Here is a 22,508-nt window from a genome sequence, read left to right on the forward strand (position 1 = left end):
AAAAGTCGCCATCATTGCATGTGTCAGAAAGATGGTAATTATCTTAAATTCGATGCTAAGAGATGGCGTCATGTGGGATGAGAATACAGGTAAAAATAAGTTATTGACGCCATAGTCGTTAGTTAGGTGGTTCTCGAAGTAAACTTATTCTTTTAATGATTTTCTTATTTTTATCTTCAAGAATAAAGTCTGAATCAAGCCAATAGCCCTTCCAAACTTCAAACCAAATAAGTTCCCATAAACAATTTTCTAATACAAGTGCCTTTAACTTTGCACTTCCATTTTTATCTATAATCTCTACAAATACGTCTATACCACCTTGCTTATGATACAAGTAAGTCACTGCACGTAACGAGCGCGATTTATTCCATTTTGTTGTTTTAGAAAACACTCTAGTTAATGAGAACTCATCACTTATAATTGAGTCACATATATCATTAATTACACCAATCACATTGATTGATATTCCATGCATTTGACATACTTTAATTAATGAATCTCTAACTAGTTGAAGTGAAAATAAATTTTTTTCATTGTCATTGAATTCAGTAAACACATTAAAATCAAAATCATTTCGCTTAAAGGTAGATATTCCGCCAATTTTAGAAGTTTCAAATTGCTCACCGTTATAATCTCCAAGCCTAATATTAAATTTAGAAATATTTAAAAAGTTGAATTTTGGGGGCAACTTCAAACAAAAGAGATCTCTTATATTTTCCCAATAAGTCATTAAATATTTACTTTGTTCTAAATCCAATAGGTATAGGTGTTGTTCTTCAACCGTGTTTTGGTAATTACCTACTTTGTAAATATGAATATCAGATAAATACATCACACCACCTAACAGCTTATTGAACGGCTCGCCCGATAAAGTCGGCTGTTCAAGTTATTGATTTATATCATCCTACATTCTCTATCTCATTGATGTAAAGCAATTTAATGACTCTTAACCTCTGAGATAAAACTTCGATTGCGCGTTAAAGGTGCCAAAATTAAATGCTAAAAATATTAATCACCTAATATCAATAGATTAGCTTTTATCTATTTACTCATATCTAGCACTTTAGATTGCTTTTTGTACACGTTTTATTGTAATTCATTCAAAACCCATTATAACTGTATGGATGCACAGTATAGGTAACATAAAGGGTGAAGTGATGGCGGGATCGGGATATATCGAAGCGATTCGACAACAAATTCGAGTGAGGCATTACAGCTATCAAACTGAAAAATCATACCTTTATTGGAACCGTTATTTTATAAGATATTTTAAATTTACTGCTGCAAAACATATTTTACCTACACACATTGAACAGTTTTTATGTTTTTTAGCAAACGAAAGGCGTGTTTCCAGCAGTACACAACAGCAAGCCCTTTGCGCCCTTGTTTTTGCGTTTAAACATGTACTAGCCATCGATACCGACAATTTGCAGTTCCCGTATGCAAAAGCACCGACTCGAATTCCGCAGGTATTGAATGATGTAGAAGCCAAACAGGTAATCGACCATTTAGACGGTAAATACCAACTGATTGGCTGTTTATTATATGGCGCGGGGTTAAGATTAACTGAAGCTTTAAGTATTCGGCTTAAGGATATCGATTTTGAAAATCGAACACTTTTTGTATTTAGAGGTAAAGGTAAAAAAGATAGAGTTTGTATTTTACCGAAAATGACCATTGACCCCATACAACAGCAGATGCACCATGTGCGAGAGACTCATGCTCACGACTTATCTCAGGGATTAGGGATGGCTTCTTTACCTACTAGCTTACTCAAAAAGTTTGGCACAAGCGCCAAACAATTACATTGGCAATATCTTTTTCCTTCGGTTCACTGTGTGTCACATCCTGTTAATGACTACATATGCAGACATCATATTGACCCAACAACCTTTAGAAAAGCATTAAAAAAAGCTGTTCAGAAAACCGATATCACTAAACGCATTACCGCCCATACTTTCAGGCATTCTTTTGCAACAAACTTACTGAGGCGTGGTCATGATATAAGAACCGTGCAGGAATTGCTTGGCCATAATGATGTCAAAACAACTCAAATTTATACTCATGTTGCAGGTTTACACCAAACAGGCGTACAAAGCCCAATGGATTACAGTTAAAAGCGATCATTAGCCCGCTTAGAATTAACCTACAAGGTAAATATTTTCTAAACACCACCCACAAAAAAGGACTCTTGCGAGCCCTTTTACACGTAGATTGTCACAACCGGTTTGTGAGCGGTTTAGCTATTGTAAGACTTAACTTCTTAACCCTATCCCACGAGATATTAAATAATAAGCCAGTGTCCATAAGCTGACACAAAAGCCCACCATAATAGCAATAGACAGTGGTACGCTAATGTCGGCGAAGCCTAGGAAGCCATAACGGAATACGTTGATCATATAGACTACTGGGTTTAACCCCGACACGCCTTGCCAGAATTCAGGCAATAGCGATAACGAGTAAAATACCCCGCCTAAATAAGTCAGCGGCGTCAAAATAAAGGTCGGAATGATGCTGATGTCGTCAAAACTTTTAGCAAATACCGCGTTGATTAACCCACCCAGTGAGAAGAGTACCGAAGTTAAAAATACGGTTAATATGACAAGGCCAACATGATGAAGGGTGATATTGACAAATAACATAGCCACGACAGTCACAATTAAGCCCACACACAAACCACGGGCTACACCGCCACCAACATAACCGGCAATTAATACGTAATGCGGTACTGGCGCGACCATGATTTCTTCAATGTTGCGTTGAAACTTGGCGCTGTAAAACGACGATGCCACATTAGAATATGAGTTGGTTATCACCGACATCATGATTAAACCTGGGGCAATAAATTCCATGTAGCTTACACCGCCCATTTCACCAATACGGCTGCCAACCAAGTTACCAAAAATAAGAAAATACAATGTCATGGTAATGGCTGGCGGCACTAACGTTTGCACCCAAATACGGGTAAAACGATTAATCTCTTTGGTTAAAATGCTTTTAAAGGCCACAAAATACAGGCGATTCATTATTTTGACTCCTTGGCTTTTTCGACCAGTTCTACAAACAACTCTTCTAGGCGGTTGGCTTTGTTGCGCATTGATAACACTTCGATATTGGCGGCGGTTAACTGGGTAAATAATTCATTAATGTTGTTCGCTTTGGCCACATCGACTTCTAATGTATGGGGATCGGTTAAGCGGCAATTCATGTTGGTTAATTGCGGCGCAACGTCTAGATCGCGACGTAAATCGAAAATAAAGGTTTCAACATCTAGCTTGCTCAACAATGCCTTCATAGTAGTGCACTCCACCAACAAACCGGTGTCGATAATACCAATAGTACGACACAGCATTTCGGCTTCTTCAAGGTAGTGAGTGGTTAAAATAATGGTCACACCTTGTTGATTGATTTGCTTTAAAAACTCCCACATTGAACGGCGCAATTCAATGTCTACGCCGGCAGTTGGCTCATCGAGTATTAGCAATTTAGGTTCGTGCATTAATGCACGCGCTATCATTAAACGGCGTTTCATGCCGCCCGATAACTCGCGTGCTTGGGCGTGACGCTTTTGCCATAAATCAAGTTGAGTGAGGTACTTTTCTGCACGAACTAAGGCTACGTCTTTAGGGACGCCGTAATAACCCGCCTGGTTAATCACAATTTGTTGTACGGTTTCAAATTGATTGAAGTTGAATTCTTGCGGTACTAAACCAATACACAATTTTGCTTGTTCAAGCTGTTTGTCTATATCAAATCCAAACACTGACACTGTGCCAGAGGTTTTTTGCACTAATGAGCTGATAATACCGATTGTGGTCGATTTACCTGCGCCATTAGGGCCAAGCAAAGCAAAAAAATCACCTTGTTTTACCGTCAAACTGATCGACTTAACAGCTTGTACGCCGCCTTTATAGGTTTTTTTAAGGTTTTCGATCACCAATGCATTGTTGGTGTTACTCATTGTCATACCTCTAATCCATGAATTGCGAATTAAACACTTCTTATTACGTACTGCTAAAGACGTTATAAAAATGAAAAAGACGCAAAAATATTTAGACACTTAAAACAAAACTCCCGCCTATAGCGGGAGTGTATACCTGTAGTTGTATTAATCTAATGGCACCACTTTAGCGATGTAAGGCAAGTTGCGGTACTGCTCTGCATAGTCGATACCGTAGCCCACAATGAATTCGTCGGGAATAGTAATGCCGATAAAGTCGACATAGACGTCTACTTCGCGGCGCTCTGGTTTGTCTAGTAAAGTACATAGCGCTAAGCTTTTTGGGTCACGCAGTAAGAGCATTTCACGGACTTTATTTAAGGTGTTACCCGAGTCGATAAGGTCTTCTACAATTAATACGTCACGGCCTGCAATGTCTGACTGCACATCTTTAAGCACTTTGACATCACGCGAGCTGTTCATACTATTGCCGTAGCTCGACACTGACATAAAATCGATTTCGACATGGCCTTTAATACGACGACACAAATCGGCCATAAACACGACAGACCCTTTTAAAAGGCCAACCATTAATAAGCGCTCACTGTCGGCATAATGTGCATTAATACGCTCAGCTAGCTGGTCGAGGGTTTTATTGATTTCTTGTTCAGAAATCATCATTTCAATTGTGTGCTTCATAAATATCTCAATTGTCGATGTCGTTTGGCTGGGTGTGTCCGTATCCCCAGCGACTCGTTAAGTCGTGTTCTATCCCTAAGTGATCAAGGATTCGGGAAACCATGAAGTTTACCAGATCTTCTACCGATTGGGGATTATGATAAAAGCCTGGCGCCGCTGGCATGATGGTCGCACCGTTACGCGTTAGGCTTAACATATGCTCTAAGTGTATGGCACTAAACGGAGTTTCACGCGGAACAAGAATCAATTGGCCCCGTTCTTTTATTACCACGTCTGCTGCTCTTTCGAGCAAATTATTACTCATTCCGGTCGCCACAGCCGCTAACGTACCGGTTGAGCACGGGCAAATCACCATTTGTTTTGGTGCGGCGCTGCCTGATGCTGGCGGCGAAAACCATTCATCTTTACCCAAAACAACCAATTCACCCTTAAGCGGTTGGTCGTTATGCTGCAGTTGTGCTTCGAGCTGCGCTTTGGCTTTTTCTGGATTGGCACTGAGCTGCAAACCGTGCTCTGTCGCTAACACTACCCGCGCGGCGCTTGATATCATTAAAAACACTTGGTAATCGGCAGCAAGTAAACATTCAAGTAATTTAATACCGTAAGGCGCACCAGATGCGCCGGTCCAGGCGAGACTAATTGCTTTGGCTTTTTTGGCGTAGGCCATCTTGTATCCTCTTGCGGCTCAAACAGTTACGCTAAAGCCTTAATCATTTTTTGGTGAATACCGTTAAAGCCACCATTGCTCATAATCACCACGGTATCGCCTGCTTGGGCGGTATTGGCTACGTTAGTAATAATGTCTTCAATGTCGTGATAAACCGTCACTGGGATTGGTGCATTGGCCATACTGGTATTAATGTCCCAGCCAATATTGTCTGCCTGATACAAATAAGCCACGTCAGCTAACGCCATTGAATTGGCTAGTGTGTCTTTATGTACACCGCTTTTCATGGTGTTTGAGCGTGGCTCTAGCACCACAATAATTTTACCCGTGGCGTTGGCATCAATCCCCACTTTGGCTCGTAAGCCTTGTAAGGTTGTGGCAATGGCTGTGGGATGATGAGCAAAATCGTCATACACTGCAACACCGTTGACAGTATCGAGTAATTCTAAACGACGTTTCGGCGGACTAAATTGCGCTAATGCCTCAATTGCATGGTTTGGCGCTACGCCTACATGACGGGCTGCGGCAATAGCCATTATGGCGTTTTCAATATTGTGCTGGCCAATTAATGTCCAGTTTAGTATGCCTTGAGATTCCCCGTTAAATAACACTTCAAACTCGTGTCCATCATCGGCAATAGTACGTGCAAACCAGCCACTTGGTTCAGTTGTTGTGGCTACTTTAGAATAGGTTTCTTGCTCACTCCAACAGCCCATATCAATCACTTGTTTAACGGCGTCAACGTCGCGTGGCCAAATCACTTTACCCTCGCCTGGCACGGTACGAATAACATGATTAAATTGACGTTGAATCGCAGCCAGATCGGCAAAAATATCGGCATGATCAAATTCTAAATTATTGATCACTAGAGTACGCGGATGGTAATGAACAAATTTGGATCGTTTATCAAAAAAGGCACTGTCGTATTCGTCGGCCTCAACCACAAAAAAGGGAGTATTGCCAAGGCGTGCGGACACGCCAAAGTTTTGCGGAACACCACCAATTAAAAATCCTGGCTCGTAGCCGCAATACTCTAACACCCAGGCTAACATGCTTGACGTTGAGGTTTTGCCATGGGTACCCGCTACGGCCAATACCCAACGGTTTGGTAGAATATGTTCTGATAAAAATTGCGGCCCTGATGTGTACTTCAAACCACGGTTTAATACCGCTTCTACACACGGATTCCCACGGCTCATGGCATTACCAATGACCACGAGATCTGGCTGGTTTTCACCTTCTTTACCTAACTGTGCAGGATCAAAGCCTTGAATAAGCTCAATGCCTTGTTGTTCTAACTGGGTGCTCATTGGAGGGTAAACATTGGCATCGCTGCCGGTCACTTTATGGCCCATTGCGCGGGCAAGTAAGGCTAAACCGCCCATAAAAGTGCCACAAATCCCTAAAATGTGTACGTGCATGATTTCACTCTAATGATCCATTATATGGCGCTTATTCTAATCTATTGCGGCGCCGATTGTCAGTTAACAATTATTGAGAATCATCAATGGGGTTAGGGTTAATACAAAAAGAAAAACAGTCCCATGCTTAATACCGTGGTAAGCAAGGTATTGCGGGTAACGTAAGCCAATATTGTGGCCACCAGTGCACAGGTTAAATAAGGATTATGTATGCTAATGGCCAGCTCACCGTGTGGTACAAAGACGATAGGCGCTAATATGGCCGTTAATACGGCTGGTGCTGAATAACTTAAAAAAATGAGGGTGTTTTTACTTAACCGAATCGGGATTTTAGGCTCTAATAATAAATGCCGGCTAACAAATACAACCGCGGCCATCGACAAAATAATCAACCAAATCATAAAGACTTTTCCTTTTGCTCGCTGGCTATATTGTCACCGCCTTCGTTAGTGAGTTTAGCGTAAGCCATACCCGCTGCCATGCCCGATATGGCGGCAATCAGTAGCCCTGCTTGAATCGCAAACACGGCGCACACTACCGCTAACGTGAGTGACACCAACACGCACACTAATATCGATGGTTTTTTTACTGTTGGCACCACAATGGCAATAAAGGTGGCGGCGATAGCAAAGTCGAGCCCAAGTTCACCCAAATTATCAATTGATTGCCCCGCAACAATGCCCAATAACGTGGCAATGTTCCAACCGAGATAGAAGGTTACCCCCCCACCCAGCGCATACCAACGATCAAACTGATGTTGTGCGGGCTTATCGCCGCCATGGGCCTGGTTAGAGATAGCAAATAATTCATCGGTGAGTAAAAAGCCCAGTCCTAGGCGCCATTTAAGGGGTAACGGGCTTATTTGGCTGCGCATGGCCATGGCATACAATAAATGCCTTGAGGTAATAAGTAAGGTGGTAATTAAAATGCTGCCGATACCAATACCCGCTTTTATCATGCCTAGAGCGACCAATTGCGCGCTACCAGCAAAAATAATGGCCGACATGGCTTGGCTTTCTACCGCGGTTAGGCCAACTTCTAATGCGAATGAACCGGCTAAAATTCCCCAGGGGATGACGGCAATGGTTAATGGCATCACCGCTAACGCACCCGATAGAAGTGATTTCAGTTTTGAGGATGTATTATTAATCGATTCAGTTGAGCTCACACTATCTCCTTATGCAGCCTCCTTATGCAGCACTCATGCGCGCTGTTTGACTTGAAGATTAGCGTAATCAGAATCACACAGTAAAGCCTTATCTATTCACTTTTAAGGCTGTCCGATATTGTCGCCTTGTCGTATCACGATGCACCAAAGATATTTTTGTGAGCCATATTATCTATAAAAAAAGCACACAGACAACAACAGATAAAGTCTATGAAATATATAACATTAGATGGGTTTTTGCAGGTTTTAATGCTAAAGGTCCAGTATATTAGGCCATGCTTATCTCGGTCGAGTTTATCTAAAAGCAACTCATAGACAGGATCTTTAGCAATAAACCTATATTTTAGATAGAAAAAAGGCCTTATTTATGATCTGATAATTGTCGCCAAACAAATCAACATGACCAATAAATAAAGCCGATGACAATTATCACCTTAAAAAAGCAATTTATGCAATTCTTCAATGCAGACATCCTTCAAAAAATGGCTAAGCGCACAGGGTTTATACAGCGAAATCGCGCTGTATTACCTGAACTATTGGTGCCGAGCTTGGTCTCTGCGTTGAGCAAAGGGAACTGCCATGCCATTGCTGACTTACATCGTCAGTTTAATGGTATGTGTCTGACAGAAAATGATAATGTGGCTTACAAACCTTTTCATAATCAGCTCCGCAAAGCCGCCTTTGCTGATTTTATGAAGCAACTGGTTCAGCTGGCTATCGCTCAGTTTGCACGCCAACAATGCGCTTCGCTTCCGAAGAAGTTGTCAGGCTTTGATGATATTTTGCTTCAGGACGGCAGTTCTTTTCATGTTCACAAGGCGTTAGCTGACGTGTACCCAAGCCGCTTTAAGCGTAATCCCGCCGCGATAGAGTGCCATATGACCATGTCATTGCGCACATTTAATCCCACAGCAATGGCGATAAGTGCTGATACCGCTTCAGAAAGAACCTATCTCCCCATGGCCTTTAGAATGAAAAATACACTGCTTCTGGCTGATGCGGGCTATCCTGATTTTGATTATTTCGCCGATGTGGAACGCCATAATGGTTTCTATATTTTTCGGGGGAAAAAGTCACTCAACCCAAAAATAGTTGAAGCTAGAAATGGCAAGGGCCGTGTGCTGCCTAAGCTTGCCGGAGTGAAACTTAAAGACATCACGCGTCGCACCAATCGCTCAGAAGTGCTTGACCTAAAAGCCCAGCGGGGAACGCAGGAATTTCGAGTGATAAGGCGTTGGTTTGCAGAAGAAAAACGATTTTGCATCTGGCTAACTAACTTACCGGCAGAGTCTTACTCAGCCGATGACATTATGGCGATTTACCGCTGCCGCTGGCAGGTTGAACTGCTGTTCAAAGAGTTGAAATCACATACAAACTGGCAGAGATTTGCCACCGCGCAGAAAGCGATAGTTGACGGCCTAGTATGGGCCAGCCTGTTGGCACTTATCATCAGACGCAGCACCGCTATGCGCATCATGCCTTCAGTTTCGCTGTTCAAAGCGGCAAAGAATGTGGACGTTTGGCTGCTGCCAATCTTTGAGTGTATCTGTCATCGGGCTTGGTCAGAAATAACAGAAAAGATAGACTGGGCGGTCTGCTATATAACAATAAACGCAAAAAAGTCACAACAAAGAAAATCTAGAAAAGACATAACGTTAGATGGAATTTTTGCAGGCCTTAATGCTTAAGGTCCAGTGTATGAAAAGCAACTCACTGATAAAAAAATATAAAATGGCGTATATTTATATGAATATACGCCATTTTTTTCATTAGGATTACAACTGGGTAAATTGCCGAATTAAGTTGTGATACACATTGTGTAAATTGTCTAATTCGGCGCGATCGGTTTTATTGGCGTTAATCAGCTTCTGAATAGATTGATCAAGCTGATATAAGGTTTGGCGTAAGTTTGAATCTGCCACCATGCTTTGCATCCAGGTAATGGCAGCAACCCGCTGACCGCGAGTAACCGCGGTGACTTTATGTAAACTGCTTGATGGATACACCACTGCATACCCGGCTGGCAGTTTAATTTGTTGTTGACCAAACTCGGTAGAGATAACTAATTCACCGCCGTCGTATTCTTCTGGTTCACTTAAAAATACCGTCATCGACACGTCGCTGCGAATAACCTCGCTAGTGTTAGGAATACGCATAATGGCGGCGTCGACATGGTAGCCGTACTCTTCAGTTTCACTGTAACGATTAAAGCATGGTGGGAAAATTTTATGCGGCAAAGCGGCTGACACAATTTTAGGCGTGTCACCAATACGTGCTAATAACTGATTAGCAAGTTGTTGCACATTGGCGTCTTGCGCATCAGCTTGATGATTCTGTTTAACAGACGCAGCCATGCCCATTGCCGTTTGACGACCGTCGCCCCAGGGACATTGCGCTAGCTGCTGACGATAAGCGCTGACTTGCTCTTGATTGAGCACTTTTTCTATAACAACCACTGTACTTATCCTTATTAGAATGTGATCTATTTTAGACTCTGTCACTAGGCTCAGTACAATGAAAATGACTGTAGGTATAGTCATCTACATCAAAGTCATTTGAAGCCGTAATGAGGGTTGTGACACAGCCCCGAAGGGCGAATTTATCAGCGCGTTTTTCTTTGTTAGCCTTTCTTAACGTAGCGCACTATGCCCTCAAAAGGCTGCCGCGAATACCACACTGATAACTTTCGCTAAAAGAGCACATTCTAATGCGGATAAGTATGGCTTCCAAAATCAAAAAAACCAACGCTTAGTTTGCAACTAGGCGTTGGTGTTAACGGCAAATCACTCGATTAAAATTCGTATGTCATCGACAGTCTCGAATTACGCGCATCACCCAGGTACATAAATGCACCCGAACGGTATGCTGCTGTCCAATACTCTTCGTCCATTACGTTACCCACATTTAAGCGGAATGTTAAGGCTTCAGTGGCATTGTAGCTGGCAAATAAATCAACGACTTGATAGCTAGGTACTTCAATACTGTAACGCTCGTTGGTGGCGTCGTAACCTGCGGCAGTATCTGGTTGGCCACCGAACATGTTGCTCTGATATGTGTAGCTGCCACCGATAACAAATGATTCAGTTAACTGATAACGTAATTGCAAATACGCACTTTCGTCAGCAAAGTTACTTAACGTCAAGCCGACGTTAGCGGGATCATAAGACTCCAACACTTCAGAGTCCATTTTGGCTGCCGAGAATTGTATGCTTAGCTCGTCAGTAATGTTACCCACCATGCCAAACTCGATGCCTTTAACGCGGTTTTCACCTGTGTTTAGCGTGCCGAGGGTGGTATAACTGTCGCCAACGCTTTCCATCACGTCACTTTTAGTGATTTGGAAAATCGACGCTGAGAACATCATTTTATCGTCAAACAACATCCACTTGGTACCAAGTTCAATGTTTTCTACGATTTCAGCATCGGCTTCACTGGCTTGATCTTCAGTACCGCAAACACCGCCATAACCACAGTTGCCGCCTAAGTCAGACTCGCCACCATTAATGTTGGTTGCCGTGCTGTAGTTAGCATAAATATTGGCGTCTTCAGACAGGTCGTAAACCAAACCGAAGTTGAAGTTATACATGGTGTCTGAATATTCATATAAGGTGTTGCTGGTTTGGTTGCTGTAGTCGAAGCTGTCGAGTCTTAAACCATAAAACATCGACAGTTGCTCTGTCAGTTCAACGTTATCCATCATGTATGCCGCCACCGTTTTGATGTCGAAGATGGCATCTGACTCGCCTTTTACATAACTGTACCCTATAAGCTGGCTGATATTATCAACGGTATTACCATTACCATCGATAATACAGTACGACTCAGACACGCTGCTGCTACCTTTTGTAGAACAGTTTGTTGGATTGTTTTTGGTAATGTTATACACACCGTTATCGACATTTTCGTCAGTGTATTCCAAACCAAAGACTAGCTTGTTGTTAAAGCCAAAGATTTTGGTGTTCCAGAATAAATTGAGCTGGGTGCTAAAGTAGTCAACATCTTGATTACCCTGGTGAGTACTTAATTTCAGCGTATCAACACCTGGCGCGGTTGCATCGGTATCGGCACGAGTACTTCCACTCATACCGGTTGTAATGTAGCCGTTTTCGGTATGACCCACACGAGTCGCGTTATACAGGGTAATGTCACTATTAAGCTCGTATTCAGTACGCAGGGTAAAGGTGGTCACCTCTGAGTCTAAAAAGTCACCGTCTTGTGCATAAACCGGAATATCTTCTAATGGCTTACGGGTATCTTGATCAAAATAGCTGCCTAAATCGGGCACGTCTTCTGCGTTTAAGTGGTAAACGTCTGCTGTGAATGTCAGTGCATCGGTGGTTTCATACACACCCGATAGCTGTACACCTTCACGTTTGCTGCTAATGCCTTCGCGGCCAGGCTTGTCTTCTTGTGCGGTTAAACCGTTTAAACGTACTGCAACTTTTTCAGAGAGCGGTAAGTTATAGTCAATGGTGATACGGCTATGTTCGTCAGTGCCGACACCTAAATCGACACGGCCAAAGTCATACGCTACTGAGGCTTTTTTGGTGACGCTGTTAATAGCACCACCTGATGAACCACGCCCAGCAAAGGTTGAGCTTGGGCCTTTAGTGATTTCAACGCGCTCAGTAGCAAAGCTTTCACGGGTTGTCATGCCTGGGTCGCGAAGGCCATCAACAAACACGTCGCTGCGCGCTTCGTGGCCACGGATAATATAACGATCGCCAAACGCGTTACCGTTTTCACCGGTGCCTAATGTTACACCCGCCTGGGCTGACAAAATGTCTTTTAAGTCGGTGTTGCCTGACTCTTGAATTTGGTCTTGGGTTATTACCGTAATAACCTGTGGCGTATCGACTAACTCTGCAAGACGGCGTTTGTCGGCCGAACTGTTAAACATGTAAACCGAATTTTGCACACCATGTACACGAATGCGCTCGATAGACTCGTCAGTTTCTGCTGGCTTACAGTTGGCTAAAATATCCTTATCGCAAGTTTCTTTAGTGGTGTCAGCGGCATAAACTGCTGGGCAACCAAATACTAATGCCGCGGCAACGGCCTGTGCACCTAACGACAACTTACTGTAACTGTTCGATTTCATGTCTAACATCGTCCTATTATTCATTAACCTAAACTCGGAATAAGGGTTTAGGTTAATTAGCGTTTATGAAAGTTTGTTTATGTGACGCACTCTACATAAACACAATAAAGATCGCAAATACAAATCATTATCATTTGTGTAAAGATTGTAATTTTAAAAGTCTATTTACGCTGCAACTGATGATAATTAACAACAAGGTAAAGATAACGTTGACACGAAAGCACTTAAGCACGCTGCCAAAAACGACATAGGCAGCGTAAGTATGAGCGCAATGAGAGAGTAAAAAGTTGAGCGGTAACCTGGGAAGAAAGCCTGTTAAGCCGTTTGATATAGCTCTAATGGCAAGCCATCAGGATCGATAAAAAAGGTGTATTGCTTATTGGTGTACTCATCGACTCGAATAGGCTCAACCTCCACACCATGTTGTTGTAAATGCTGTACCACTTGATTGATATCGTCGACGTTGAAGGCTAGGTGTCGTAATCCTTGCGCCTCAGGAAAGCTCGGTCTTTGTGGGGCACCATTAAACGAGAACAGCTCAATTTGGCTTCCGTCTGGCAAGGCAAGGTCTAAGTTATACCCAATCAACCTGAAGATGCTCGATTTCAGCAAGAATTTACACGCGTTTAGGCAAGGCATTGATTGCGGGTAATGGCTGTTCCCTTTCCAAAATCAATAACGCTGCATAAACGCGTGTAAAACTTGCCCTTTGGGAGTTTCACCGTGTTCCCACTACGTTGTTGCGCTAATTTATAAGGTACCTACATTACCGCATTAACGCGCCTAGTATTGAAAACACGGTGAAGCTCTGAAACACGTATCTTCAAGTTGATTGGGTATATGAATCGCGGGCCTGGCGATAATTTTCGGCAATAATCTTTAGCCCCAATATTTGGGTATAAAACACTTTTGAGCGAGGATAATCGCCACAAATGATGGCCACATGGTGAATGCCTTTTAGCATAACGCTCCTGTTTTTAATATACGTTGATAAATAATATGCTGATAAATAATAAAACCCTGATAGCACGAGTCTATCAGGGTTAGTATTAAAAGTGGCTATCACTTAAGGCAACTAATGAGTTATCTCTAAGTTATCTCTAAGTGACCTACAGCATATTAAACGCCGACCGCACCGCCATCATCTTTGCGAATAATCACTGTTGCTGCGCGTGGACGAACTGTTATGCCAGCGGGTGTAGCTTCATCTGCTTTATCAGAATATGGCCAGTTGCCTGGATGCTGAATATTAGCAAAAACGGAAGTGTAATCAGGAGTAATCGCAAAACCTGTGACTTCACTACCGTTTGGCCCAACAAAGAAACGCTTAAGCTGAGTTTGATTGTCGGCACTCACGACTTGTTGGTTACCGTCAGCATCAACCATGGTTGATGGCACAATCGCGAGCATTTGGTCGTTGGTTTCTTCACCCACTTCAGAGGCGCCATTATCGGTTTGCACCCATAAAATACCGCGAGTATCGAACGCCAATCCATCTGGGCTAGCAAACTGGTTGAGGTCAGTTAAGCCCGATAAGTTAGTTGCTGCATCGCCATCATCTGGCGAACCAAAAACAAAGATATCCCAGCTAAAGTCAGTGGCCGCATCGCCTTCGTCCCAACGAATAATATGACCAAAGTTGTTATTTAAACGTGGATTAGCAGGGTTAGTGCTGTCGGTACGTTTACTGTTATTGGTAAGCGTCAGATAAACACTGCCAGTAAATGGATCCACTGCCGCCCATTCTGGACGATCCATTGGGGTTGCACCGACCAAATCTGCTGCGCCCGCTGTGTTTAGAATAATCTCTTCTAATGAGCTAAAGCTACCTGCCAGTGTGTTGCCATCGCTCGTCATCGCTTCTAGGGTTAGCGGTAACCATTCACCCACACCATCTTCGCTGAACTTGGCCACATATAAGGTGCCGGCATTCATGTACTTGTCGCCGACGCTTAAACGATTGCTGCTGTTGGCATCTGCTGCGTCCCATACTGCGTCAGACACAAACTTGTAGAGGTATTCAAAGCGAGAATCGTGACCAGAATAAAACGTCAGTGGCTTGCCTTCTTCAAGCTTACCAAACACGCAACCTTCATGACGGAAACGGCCTAATGCTGTGCGTTTAACCGCGCGAGAGTTCGGGTTGTATGGGTCAATTTCAACAATATAACCATGGCCATTGGCTTCGTTGCGGTAATCGTTAGCCGCACTTGAGCCGGTTGGTGTCATGTCAAAACGGGCAAATTCGTCTAAACGCTCATCGTCGTTACCGGCTAAATGGTTCCAGCCATAACGCGTGTCAGTGCTTGGAATGCCAATACGTGATTGCGCTTCAGTCTTCTCGCCTTTATTCACAAAATACTCTGGCCAGTTTTCTTCGCAGGTTAAATACGTGCCCCAAGGCGTGTAACCGTTACCACAGTTGTTGAGGGTACCGCGCGCCTGACTTCCGTCTGGCGAGTAGCGCGTTTCAAGATACGAGCTGTACGCTAAAGGACCGCCCATATCCATTACGCTAGCACCGGTAAAGCGACGATTGTAGCTGTCGTTTTCAACCACTTGCCACATGCCTGATACCAGCTTGATGCGTACAACTGAAATACCGTGAGCATTGATTTCTTTACGCACTTCGTCAATAACACTGCGCTTGCCGTCGGTGTCATACGTTGGGCCTGTTGGATGTAATGCACTTTGGTCAATGTATTCGTGGTTAATGCACAATAAGCCGTCATCACCAGCATCATTTAGTGGGAAAAAATGCATGCCATCATGATGCATACCCACTGAGTTAGCTTGGTCATCTGCGGTGTTGCTTCCGTCATCTTTCCAGGCTGCGGCTTTGGTATTGAGCGGCGTGCCCCAAGGTGCTAAGACATAAGCAGAATAGCCCGCAGGAACGGCAACGGCATCGGTTAGCGATCCCGGAATAGATTCAAAGCCTAATACTGCTGAGCTTTGTGTTGGAGCTGTAGGCGTTGTTGGAGTGGTTGGGGTTTCTGTGGAACTGTCTTTATTATCAGAACCACAAGCACTTAATCCGAAACCACCAAAAGCGGTCATGGCACTTAAGCCCAAACCACGTTTAACAAAATTACGACGCGAAAGGTGTTTGTCCATCACTTCATTGAAAGGAGTGTTATTGCTTTTATTAAAACGAATTGGGTTAAACGTCGCCTTGCTCATATAGTGTCCTTTAGTATGCTCACAAAATAACTGTTCAAATGTAGGTATGATTATTCGACAGTTAAGATAAGCAACTAATGTGACAACAAGGTTCAAAAAGTATGACAATAATATGGCAATTAAAAGACGGAAATAATATACCAATGCGCGACGTCCATAAGAAAGTCGCGCAAGCACAATTATTTTTTATTGCGTGACGGACGTTGGCCTAAGGCTTTTTTACGGGCTTGTTGTTTCAGCGCGCTCTTGGTGGTTTTACGCGTGGTAACAGCCATTTGGTCGAGGTCTGGCTCATAACCTGCTAACCATTGTTGCGGCAATCGGCGGTCTAAAAAAGTTTCTAACTTAACCAATAACGGCTCATCGTCGACGCTGAGTAACGTAACGGCTTGGCCCTGATTACCCGCACGGCCTGTGCGGCCAATTCGGTGGACATAGTCTTCAACCTGAAACGGTAACTCCATATTCACCACGTAATTCAACTCGTTAATATCTAGGCCTCTGGCTGCAACATCGGTGGCCACCAGCGCGGTAAGCTCGCCACTTTTAAACTGGCTTAGCACTTGCTCACGCACCGCTTGCGACAAATCCGCATGAAATGCCTCTGCACTCACGCCTGCCTGTTTCATTTGTTTCACTAGGGCATTAGCACCTTGTTTGGTACGGCTAAAAATCAAGGTTTGTTGCCAATTCTCCACTTTGATTAAATGACACAACGCCGCACATTTTCGGTTGCCGTCGAGGTTATAAACGCGTTCAACAATACTCGCGGCGGTGGTGTTACGCTTAGCAACTTCGATGACTTTAGGCGATTGCAGTAAGCGTTTACTAAAGCTAAAAATACGGTCATCTAACGTGGCTGAAAACAACAGGGTCTGCCGTGTTTTAGGCACTTGTTTGAGTACATCGATAATCTCATCTTTAAAGCCCATATCAAGCATACGGTCAGCTTCGTCAAACACGAGATGCGTTAACTGCGACAGAGTAAGCGTTCGCTTACGCAATAAATCCAATAATCGCCCTGGGGTTGCCACCAAAATGTCGGTGCCATTGTTGAGCTGAGTAATTTGCGCGCCAATACTGACGCCACCATATACCATCACACTGGTAATGCCGCTGCCGTGGGCATATTGCTCAATACTGTGGTGAACTTGTTGTGCTAATTCGCGGGTAGGCACTAACACGAGTGCACGAATAACCTTGCTAATACTCTGCGGCTTTTCTTGTGTTTGAGGTGATTGTGCTTGTGTTGATATTGATTGTGTTTCTGTTGACAGTGCTTGTGTTGATTGTGATGGCGCAGGCAGTTGCTGATTCAAAATTGATTGTAATATGGGCAGCGCAAAAGCGGCCGTTTTACCCGTGCCGGTTTGCGCGCCCGCCATCACATCTTTACCGCTTAATATCACCGGAATAGCGCTTAATTGAATAGGTGTAGCTTGCTGATAATTTAATTCTGCTAAGCGAGTTAATAAGGTGGGATGTAACGATAATCCAGCAAAAGACATAAGCACTCCAATAACAAGAGCCGCTAGTATAAACCAGATCCATTATCGCAATCACGTAAATGATCGGCTCATCAATACCATTTGCCTTCGCCACACTATGTGAGGCAGCACACATGCCGCAAAAGGACTTTCTGTACTTCACTAAAAGCACTTGACTCACACAGGAAGAAGAATATGATTAAACATGCAATATATTTATATGTTTAAGTTGTTTAAATTGATTTACGATTAGTCACTAACCACTTTATCACGAGGCATCACCATGAGTTTTTCAATTAGCGGTATTTTTAAACCAGCCAAACAAACAGAATCGGTTAGCCAAGTGACCCAAAAAGCGCTAGAGACTAATCGCGTTGAAGCGAAAACGACAACAACAGAAACATCACAGAAAAAACAAGGTAATGGCGGCAGTTGTTGTGGTGGATGCGGCGGTGCTGGTCATTAACTTTTAACGCTATCACGCTTAAATATTAATAAGTTATCTTTAGCAAACAGCGATGGGTATTGCGGCGTAACATCCGCAAACCCATTAGCCTGAGCCACCTTTAACGAGCCCTGGTTTTGCGCATCAATATAGGCGTAAACCGGGCTGCTTATGTATTGCTGTAAAAACAACTTAAGTGCTTGAGTCGCTATGCCCTGCCCCCAGTATTTTCGCCCCATCCAGTAGCCAATAAGGCGCACTTCTGGCTCATCGACTGTGGCTAATTCAAGATTTACCCACGACACCAAATGGCCAACCAACAAATTGTTATGCCAAATACCGATTGCGATACCTTGATCATTGGCAAAAATATTCTGCTGCCAATGCTGGTAAAACGCCTCGCGTGTCCGTGCCGGGAAATCTGCCATCTTGTTGGCGATAGGGTCATTTTGAAACTCAAATAATAAGCTTAAATCTTGTTCGCTAACGTCTTTAAGATAAATATTCATTGGGCTTCATTCACCTATAGGTTGTACAACTAAGATCATTTATATTGGAGTTAACGGCGTTATTTATACCAAAGGAGATAGCATGAAAAATATCAGCACTTGGCAATGGCTCGGATTTGCAGGCTTAATTCCGTTTATCACACTGAGCCTGTTGGCGTTTAACCATAGTGTGTTATCACCTGAGCATACCTTACTTGGCTTTATTAGTTACAGTGCGATTATTTTAAGTTTTATGGCGGGAGCATTGTGGGGCAAAGCGGTAGTATTAAATCTTGATGACAGTATCGCTAAATTATTGATTATCAGTAACGTTATTGCCCTAGGCTGTTGGATTGCACTATTAACCCCGTTTGAATTGTCGGCATTAATCTTATTGGTCAGTGGCTACGTGTATTTATTGTATATTGAGTTTAAAGCCAAACAATTGTCTGCGACCACCCGCTACATTACCCTGCGTACCATCCTCACCAGTGTGGTTGCTGTGTGCCATCTAGTGGTGATGCTCAGCTTGTATCAATAATTCACTGGCCAGAACTCAGGATCAATAAAGCCCATGGATCATCCATGGGCTTTTAGTTTAACTGACTCTTTTAATCTACTGCTTTAAAGTTTGAGCTATTGCTTTACCCAACAACGTCAATCGAGTGCGACAATCTTCAGCCTCTATTACAATCCTGGCTGGCACTGCTCAGTTTGATTAATCATTGGCGACAGAATTGGCATCATGCCTTTTAACACTTGTAATGGCAGTGCTGAGGTAAAGCTAAAATCATCTGCTTTTTCCCCTGGAACAAATGCCGTTAACGTACCAAAGTGGCGATCACCCAGGTAAAACACAAACGTTGCTGTGCGGTTAATTGCCGTTGATGATACCTTACGCCCATTACGGATTTCGGTTGCGATGCGGTTGTCGCCGGTACCGGTTTTACCGCCCATAATAATCGCCTGGCCTTGACTGTCTAACAAGCTGCCATTGAGTCGTCTGGCGGTGCCATTTTGTACCACATTCGCAAGCGCGCGCTTAAGAGCTCTAGCCACTTCCTGATGCATCACTCGTGTGACCATTTGCTTATTATTGGCAAGCGTCACCTCATATGGGGTGTCTTTAGCAAATTGCAGTTCATCAATGCGCACGGTGGGGAAACGATAACCGTCATTTTGAATAATCCCCATTAAATCGGCTAGTGCTGCTGGCCTGTCGCCCGAGCTGCCTAACGCAGAACCTAACGATGGCACCATATATTCAAACGGATAACCCATTCTCACCCAACGTTGGTGGATACTTAAAAACGCTTCAACCTCAAGCATGACCTGAATACGCACATCGCGGGCATTTTGATGGCGGGTTCTAAATAGCCAACGATAAACCTCTTGCAGTTGAGGTTGGGCATCGTCTAATACCTGAGTTAAGCCGGTTTCTGGGTAATCATTTAAATAACGTAATACCCATAATTCCAACGGATGCACTCGGGTAATATAACCTTGGTCGGCAAGGTTGAATTTTTCTTCGCCGTACTTGTTATACAGTAAGTTAATTTGTTTATCGGTAAAGTTTTTAGTCGGCAAACGCGCGCTTAAAAAGGCCTTAAGTTCGCGGGCACCGTCGTAGGGTTTTAAATAACGATATGCCGCCGTTAACTTATGTTCTTGTTGCGAGATCCCATCAAATAACACCTCTAAACGTTGCTCTGGCGCAAGCTGGCGGTATTTACGGTAAAAACGTTTTACAAACGAACTCCCCTCACGCTTAGCAAACGCTTTTAGGTATTCTTCGCGGCGTGGATCTTTGTCATTACGCAACAATTGCGACACGCTACCTTCGCTATTGTAACTACTGCTGTAGCTAACAATGTCGCGCATTAAGCGTACAAACGGTAAGTTTATCGACTCTTGTAAGGCTTGATATAAGGTGGGTACGCGGCTGTTTTCTTTCTTATTAAAGTTATTAAATACATGCAGACCACCACCCGTGAAGAAGCGCTCATCTGGTGAAGCTGAATATTCACGTTGCAGCGCCGCGTCGAGCATACGAGTTAAATTACGGTCACGTGTGGTAATTAAATAATCCACCACCCAGCGAGTAATATGGTCTTTGCGCTCTACATCGACCTGGCGTAAATCGGCTACCGTCATGGCTGAGAAACGCTGTTGCAACTCGGCAATAATGTCTAAGTACGTTGCCAATACCCGCAGCTTAGCGGTAGAGCCGAGCTCGAGTTTACTGCCTTCGTTAATATCAAAAGGCTGATCAATACTGTCGGTTTGAATACGCACACGGTTAGCGCTGTCGGTGCTTTCATATAAAGTAAAGCTGTATAGCACTTTATCGAGTTGCTGCGCAGACAATAAACGCTCGCCCAATAAACCAATGCGTTCGGCTGAACTGACGTTTGCCAGGCTGCGTAAGTAATCACTCACTTTTTGCTGTAAGTCACCATGGTATGTACTGTTAATTGTTAAATCGTAACGGTCTAAGTCGAATAAGTTAAGGTCTAACATGCCCGCAGTGCGAATGCGTACGGCGTTAACGCCTTTATTATTAGCAGGGTTAGTGCTTGCTAACTTAGTGGTATTAAAGGTAAGAGTTTGTTCTAACGCCGACACCATTAACTGGGTTTCAATCAGGCCATCGCGGCCCAATAAACGTAAATAGCTGTCAACCAACGACTCTAAATCATCATGGCCTTGCAATAAGTAATATGACGGACGACGCTGGGCAATCATTAACGCCACAATCTCTCTAAACACCTTACCGCGCTGCGCTGAGTTTTGTTGGGTATGACGGCTAAGCAGTAGCTGATTGGCCTGAGTAAAATCAGTTTTAAACCATGCCCATAAACCATCACCAATACCATGCACTTCACCAAAACCGGGAGCCGACGATAACGGCACGGTATTAAGATAATCTTGCACAATACGCTGGCGAGCATTAATGGTACTTTCGCCCTGTTGATACACCCGCACAATGGCCGAACCAATTTGCAGTAACTTGTCTTTAATGCTTAAGGTTAAGCCATGATTAGAGTGCCTAAATTTTTCAATTTGGGTGGCTAACGTACTGCCACCGGCTTTAGACATGTCGACACCGGCAATTTCAGCAATTTGGCTGGCCGCAGCCAACACAAAACGAGGCCAATCGACCACAGGGTTGTAATTGGTTTCAGGGCTGAGCATTTCACGGTTTTCAATAAACAACAGGGTACTAATGACTTGTTGCGGAATATTGTCCTGGTCTTGATACACGCGTTTAGGGTATGAAAAATCAAACACTGTCATGTCGCGGCAGTCTTTAATTAATAAACCTGATTGGGCTTTTTCGTGATACGGCGGAAAAAAGCCTTTTTCGGTGTAATCCATCAACATCGGCGAAAACGCCACTTGCTGGGTAATTTGGTAATTACGTTCGATTAAGCGCTCAATTTTTTGCGGCAGTTGGCTATAACCATGTCGGTCATCAAACGGGCCATATTTAGGGTAAATAACTGCGTCGCTACGATAGTCACGTAACTGATAAGTCAACTTAGTGGCGTATTGGTGTAAAAAGTACGATTGGTAATAAGACGTTCTTACTTCAAACTCAACCAAATAGGCTGTCGCTAAAATAAAAATAATCAGTAACCAGCCAGCTTTACTTTTACGAACTTTAACCGGCTTTGCCGAAGACGCTTTAGGGCGGTAATTATCAAACTGACTTTCAGGATCAGAACTAGACACAAACACTCCAACTCACGCTTAACACCAAGATAATGCATTTTTTGTTTTCTGGCTGATATGATAACCAGATAGCATAGCCAATGAGGCTAATTTTATCAGATGGGCAAACTGATTAGATATAGACAAAATAACTAAATATCGTTTTTTAAGCCGTTAAAGCGTTTTTTGTCATAA

The 22,508-nt window shown here is 43.5% G+C and carries 19 protein-coding genes and 2 pseudogenes; 5 read left to right on the plus strand and 16 right to left on the minus strand.

The genetic code is table 11. The features are described from left to right. Positions 1-115: pseudogene (locus AC19MX_RS20035) on the plus strand (IS110 family transposase); the annotation flags it as partial. 3 nt (positions 116-118) lie between these two features. Here the strand turns inward: AC19MX_RS20035 and AC19MX_RS20040 are convergent. Next, positions 119-832 (minus strand): hypothetical protein, encoded by a 714-nt coding sequence (locus AC19MX_RS20040; protein ID WP_498299664.1) that lies wholly within the window; start codon positions 830-832, stop codon positions 119-121. 325 nt (positions 833-1,157) lie between these two features. Between AC19MX_RS20040 and AC19MX_RS20045 the strand changes: the two genes are divergently transcribed. Then, the gene (locus tag AC19MX_RS20045) at positions 1,158-2,117 is read left to right on the plus strand and encodes an integron integrase (RefSeq protein ID WP_498299665.1); all 960 of its coding nucleotides are present in this window, start codon (positions 1,158-1,160) and stop codon (positions 2,115-2,117) included. Positions 2,118-2,255: 138 nt separating this feature from the next. On the opposite strand, the gene AC19MX_RS20050 is transcribed toward AC19MX_RS20045, so the two are convergent. The 7 genes from AC19MX_RS20050 to AC19MX_RS20080 all read right to left on the minus strand — a co-directional run bounded on the left by AC19MX_RS20050 (position 2,256) and on the right by AC19MX_RS20080 (position 7,895). Continuing rightward, positions 2,256-3,026, minus strand: coding sequence for an ABC transporter permease (locus AC19MX_RS20050; protein ID WP_432405329.1), 771 nt, complete (start codon positions 3,024-3,026; stop codon positions 2,256-2,258). Further along, positions 3,026-3,961 carry an ABC transporter ATP-binding protein gene (locus AC19MX_RS20055; protein ID WP_498299666.1) on the minus strand — a complete coding sequence of 312 codons (936 nt, stop codon included), beginning with the start codon at positions 3,959-3,961 and terminating at the stop codon, positions 3,026-3,028. Before AC19MX_RS20055 ends, AC19MX_RS20050 begins: the two co-directional genes overlap by 1 nt. Before the next feature lie 147 nt (positions 3,962-4,108). Beyond that, positions 4,109-4,639: a hypoxanthine phosphoribosyltransferase gene (gene hpt / locus AC19MX_RS20060; RefSeq protein WP_432405334.1), complete on the minus strand. Its 531-nt coding sequence runs from the start codon at positions 4,637-4,639 to the stop codon at positions 4,109-4,111. Between the two features lie 7 nt (positions 4,640-4,646). Then, on the minus strand, positions 4,647-5,306 hold the full coding sequence (locus tag AC19MX_RS20065; protein ID WP_432405336.1) for a flavin prenyltransferase UbiX: 660 nt from the start codon (positions 5,304-5,306) through the stop codon (positions 4,647-4,649). Positions 5,307-5,332: 26 nt separating this feature from the next. Continuing rightward, the gene (gene mpl, locus AC19MX_RS20070) at positions 5,333-6,727 is read right to left on the minus strand and encodes a UDP-N-acetylmuramate:L-alanyl-gamma-D-glutamyl-meso-diaminopimelate ligase (protein WP_498299667.1); all 1,395 of its coding nucleotides are present in this window, start codon (positions 6,725-6,727) and stop codon (positions 5,333-5,335) included. Between the two features lie 98 nt (positions 6,728-6,825). Then, positions 6,826-7,128, minus strand: a complete 303-nt coding sequence (locus AC19MX_RS20075) for an AzlD domain-containing protein (protein WP_432405340.1) — start codon at positions 7,126-7,128, stop codon at positions 6,826-6,828. Beyond that, positions 7,125-7,895 (minus strand): AzlC family ABC transporter permease, encoded by a 771-nt coding sequence (locus AC19MX_RS20080; protein WP_498299668.1) that lies wholly within the window; start codon positions 7,893-7,895, stop codon positions 7,125-7,127. The genes AC19MX_RS20075 and AC19MX_RS20080 overlap by 4 nt, the downstream gene beginning before the upstream one ends. 419 nt (positions 7,896-8,314) lie before the next feature. On the opposite strand from AC19MX_RS20080, the gene AC19MX_RS20085 reads away from it, so the two are divergent. Next, positions 8,315-9,583, plus strand: coding sequence for an IS4 family transposase (locus AC19MX_RS20085; protein WP_498299669.1), 1,269 nt, complete (start codon positions 8,315-8,317; stop codon positions 9,581-9,583). An 87-nt stretch (positions 9,584-9,670) separates the two neighbouring features. Here AC19MX_RS20085 and AC19MX_RS20090 read toward each other — a convergent pair whose 3' ends face one another. The 6 genes and pseudogenes from AC19MX_RS20090 to AC19MX_RS20115 form a co-directional block, all read right to left on the minus strand. Further along, positions 9,671-10,351, minus strand: coding sequence for a Fe2+-dependent dioxygenase (locus AC19MX_RS20090; protein ID WP_498299670.1), 681 nt, complete (start codon positions 10,349-10,351; stop codon positions 9,671-9,673). A gap of 335 nt (positions 10,352-10,686) precedes the next feature. After that, positions 10,687-12,996 (minus strand): TonB-dependent receptor, encoded by a 2,310-nt coding sequence (locus AC19MX_RS20095; protein ID WP_498299671.1) that lies wholly within the window; start codon positions 12,994-12,996, stop codon positions 10,687-10,689. A 315-nt stretch (positions 12,997-13,311) separates the two neighbouring features. Beyond that, positions 13,312-13,575: pseudogene (locus AC19MX_RS20100) on the minus strand (VOC family protein); the annotation flags it as partial. Positions 13,576-13,819: 244 nt separating this feature from the next. After that, the gene (locus tag AC19MX_RS20105) at positions 13,820-13,960 is read right to left on the minus strand and encodes a VOC family protein (protein WP_498299672.1); all 141 of its coding nucleotides are present in this window, start codon (positions 13,958-13,960) and stop codon (positions 13,820-13,822) included. A gap of 155 nt (positions 13,961-14,115) precedes the next feature. Next, positions 14,116-16,179 (minus strand): PhoX family protein, encoded by a 2,064-nt coding sequence (locus tag AC19MX_RS20110; RefSeq protein ID WP_498299673.1) that lies wholly within the window; start codon positions 16,177-16,179, stop codon positions 14,116-14,118. Between the two features lie 179 nt (positions 16,180-16,358). Further along, entirely contained in the window at positions 16,359-17,687 is a 1,329-nt protein-coding gene (locus tag AC19MX_RS20115) for a DEAD/DEAH box helicase (protein WP_498299674.1), read from the minus strand. Positions 17,688-17,949: 262 nt separating this feature from the next. Here AC19MX_RS20115 and AC19MX_RS20120 point away from each other — a divergent pair, with 262 nt between their 5' ends. Beyond that, entirely contained in the window at positions 17,950-18,132 is a 183-nt protein-coding gene (locus tag AC19MX_RS20120; protein ID WP_498299675.1) for a CCGSCS motif protein, read from the plus strand. On the opposite strand, the gene AC19MX_RS20125 is transcribed toward AC19MX_RS20120, so the two are convergent. Further along, positions 18,129-18,620 (minus strand): GNAT family N-acetyltransferase, encoded by a 492-nt coding sequence (locus tag AC19MX_RS20125; protein ID WP_498299676.1) that lies wholly within the window; start codon positions 18,618-18,620, stop codon positions 18,129-18,131. The genes AC19MX_RS20120 and AC19MX_RS20125 overlap by 4 nt on opposite strands. Before the next feature lie 82 nt (positions 18,621-18,702). Here AC19MX_RS20125 and AC19MX_RS20130 point away from each other — a divergent pair, with 82 nt between their 5' ends. Continuing rightward, positions 18,703-19,140: a DUF3429 domain-containing protein gene (locus AC19MX_RS20130; protein WP_498299677.1), complete on the plus strand. Its 438-nt coding sequence runs from the start codon at positions 18,703-18,705 to the stop codon at positions 19,138-19,140. Between the two features lie 146 nt (positions 19,141-19,286). Here AC19MX_RS20130 and AC19MX_RS20135 read toward each other — a convergent pair whose 3' ends face one another. Then, positions 19,287-22,334 (minus strand): transglycosylase domain-containing protein, encoded by a 3,048-nt coding sequence (locus tag AC19MX_RS20135; RefSeq protein WP_498299678.1) that lies wholly within the window; start codon positions 22,332-22,334, stop codon positions 19,287-19,289. Positions 22,335-22,508 lie beyond the last annotated feature (174 nt).

The sequence above is a fragment of the Shewanella sp. MF05956 genome (assembly GCF_059758055.1).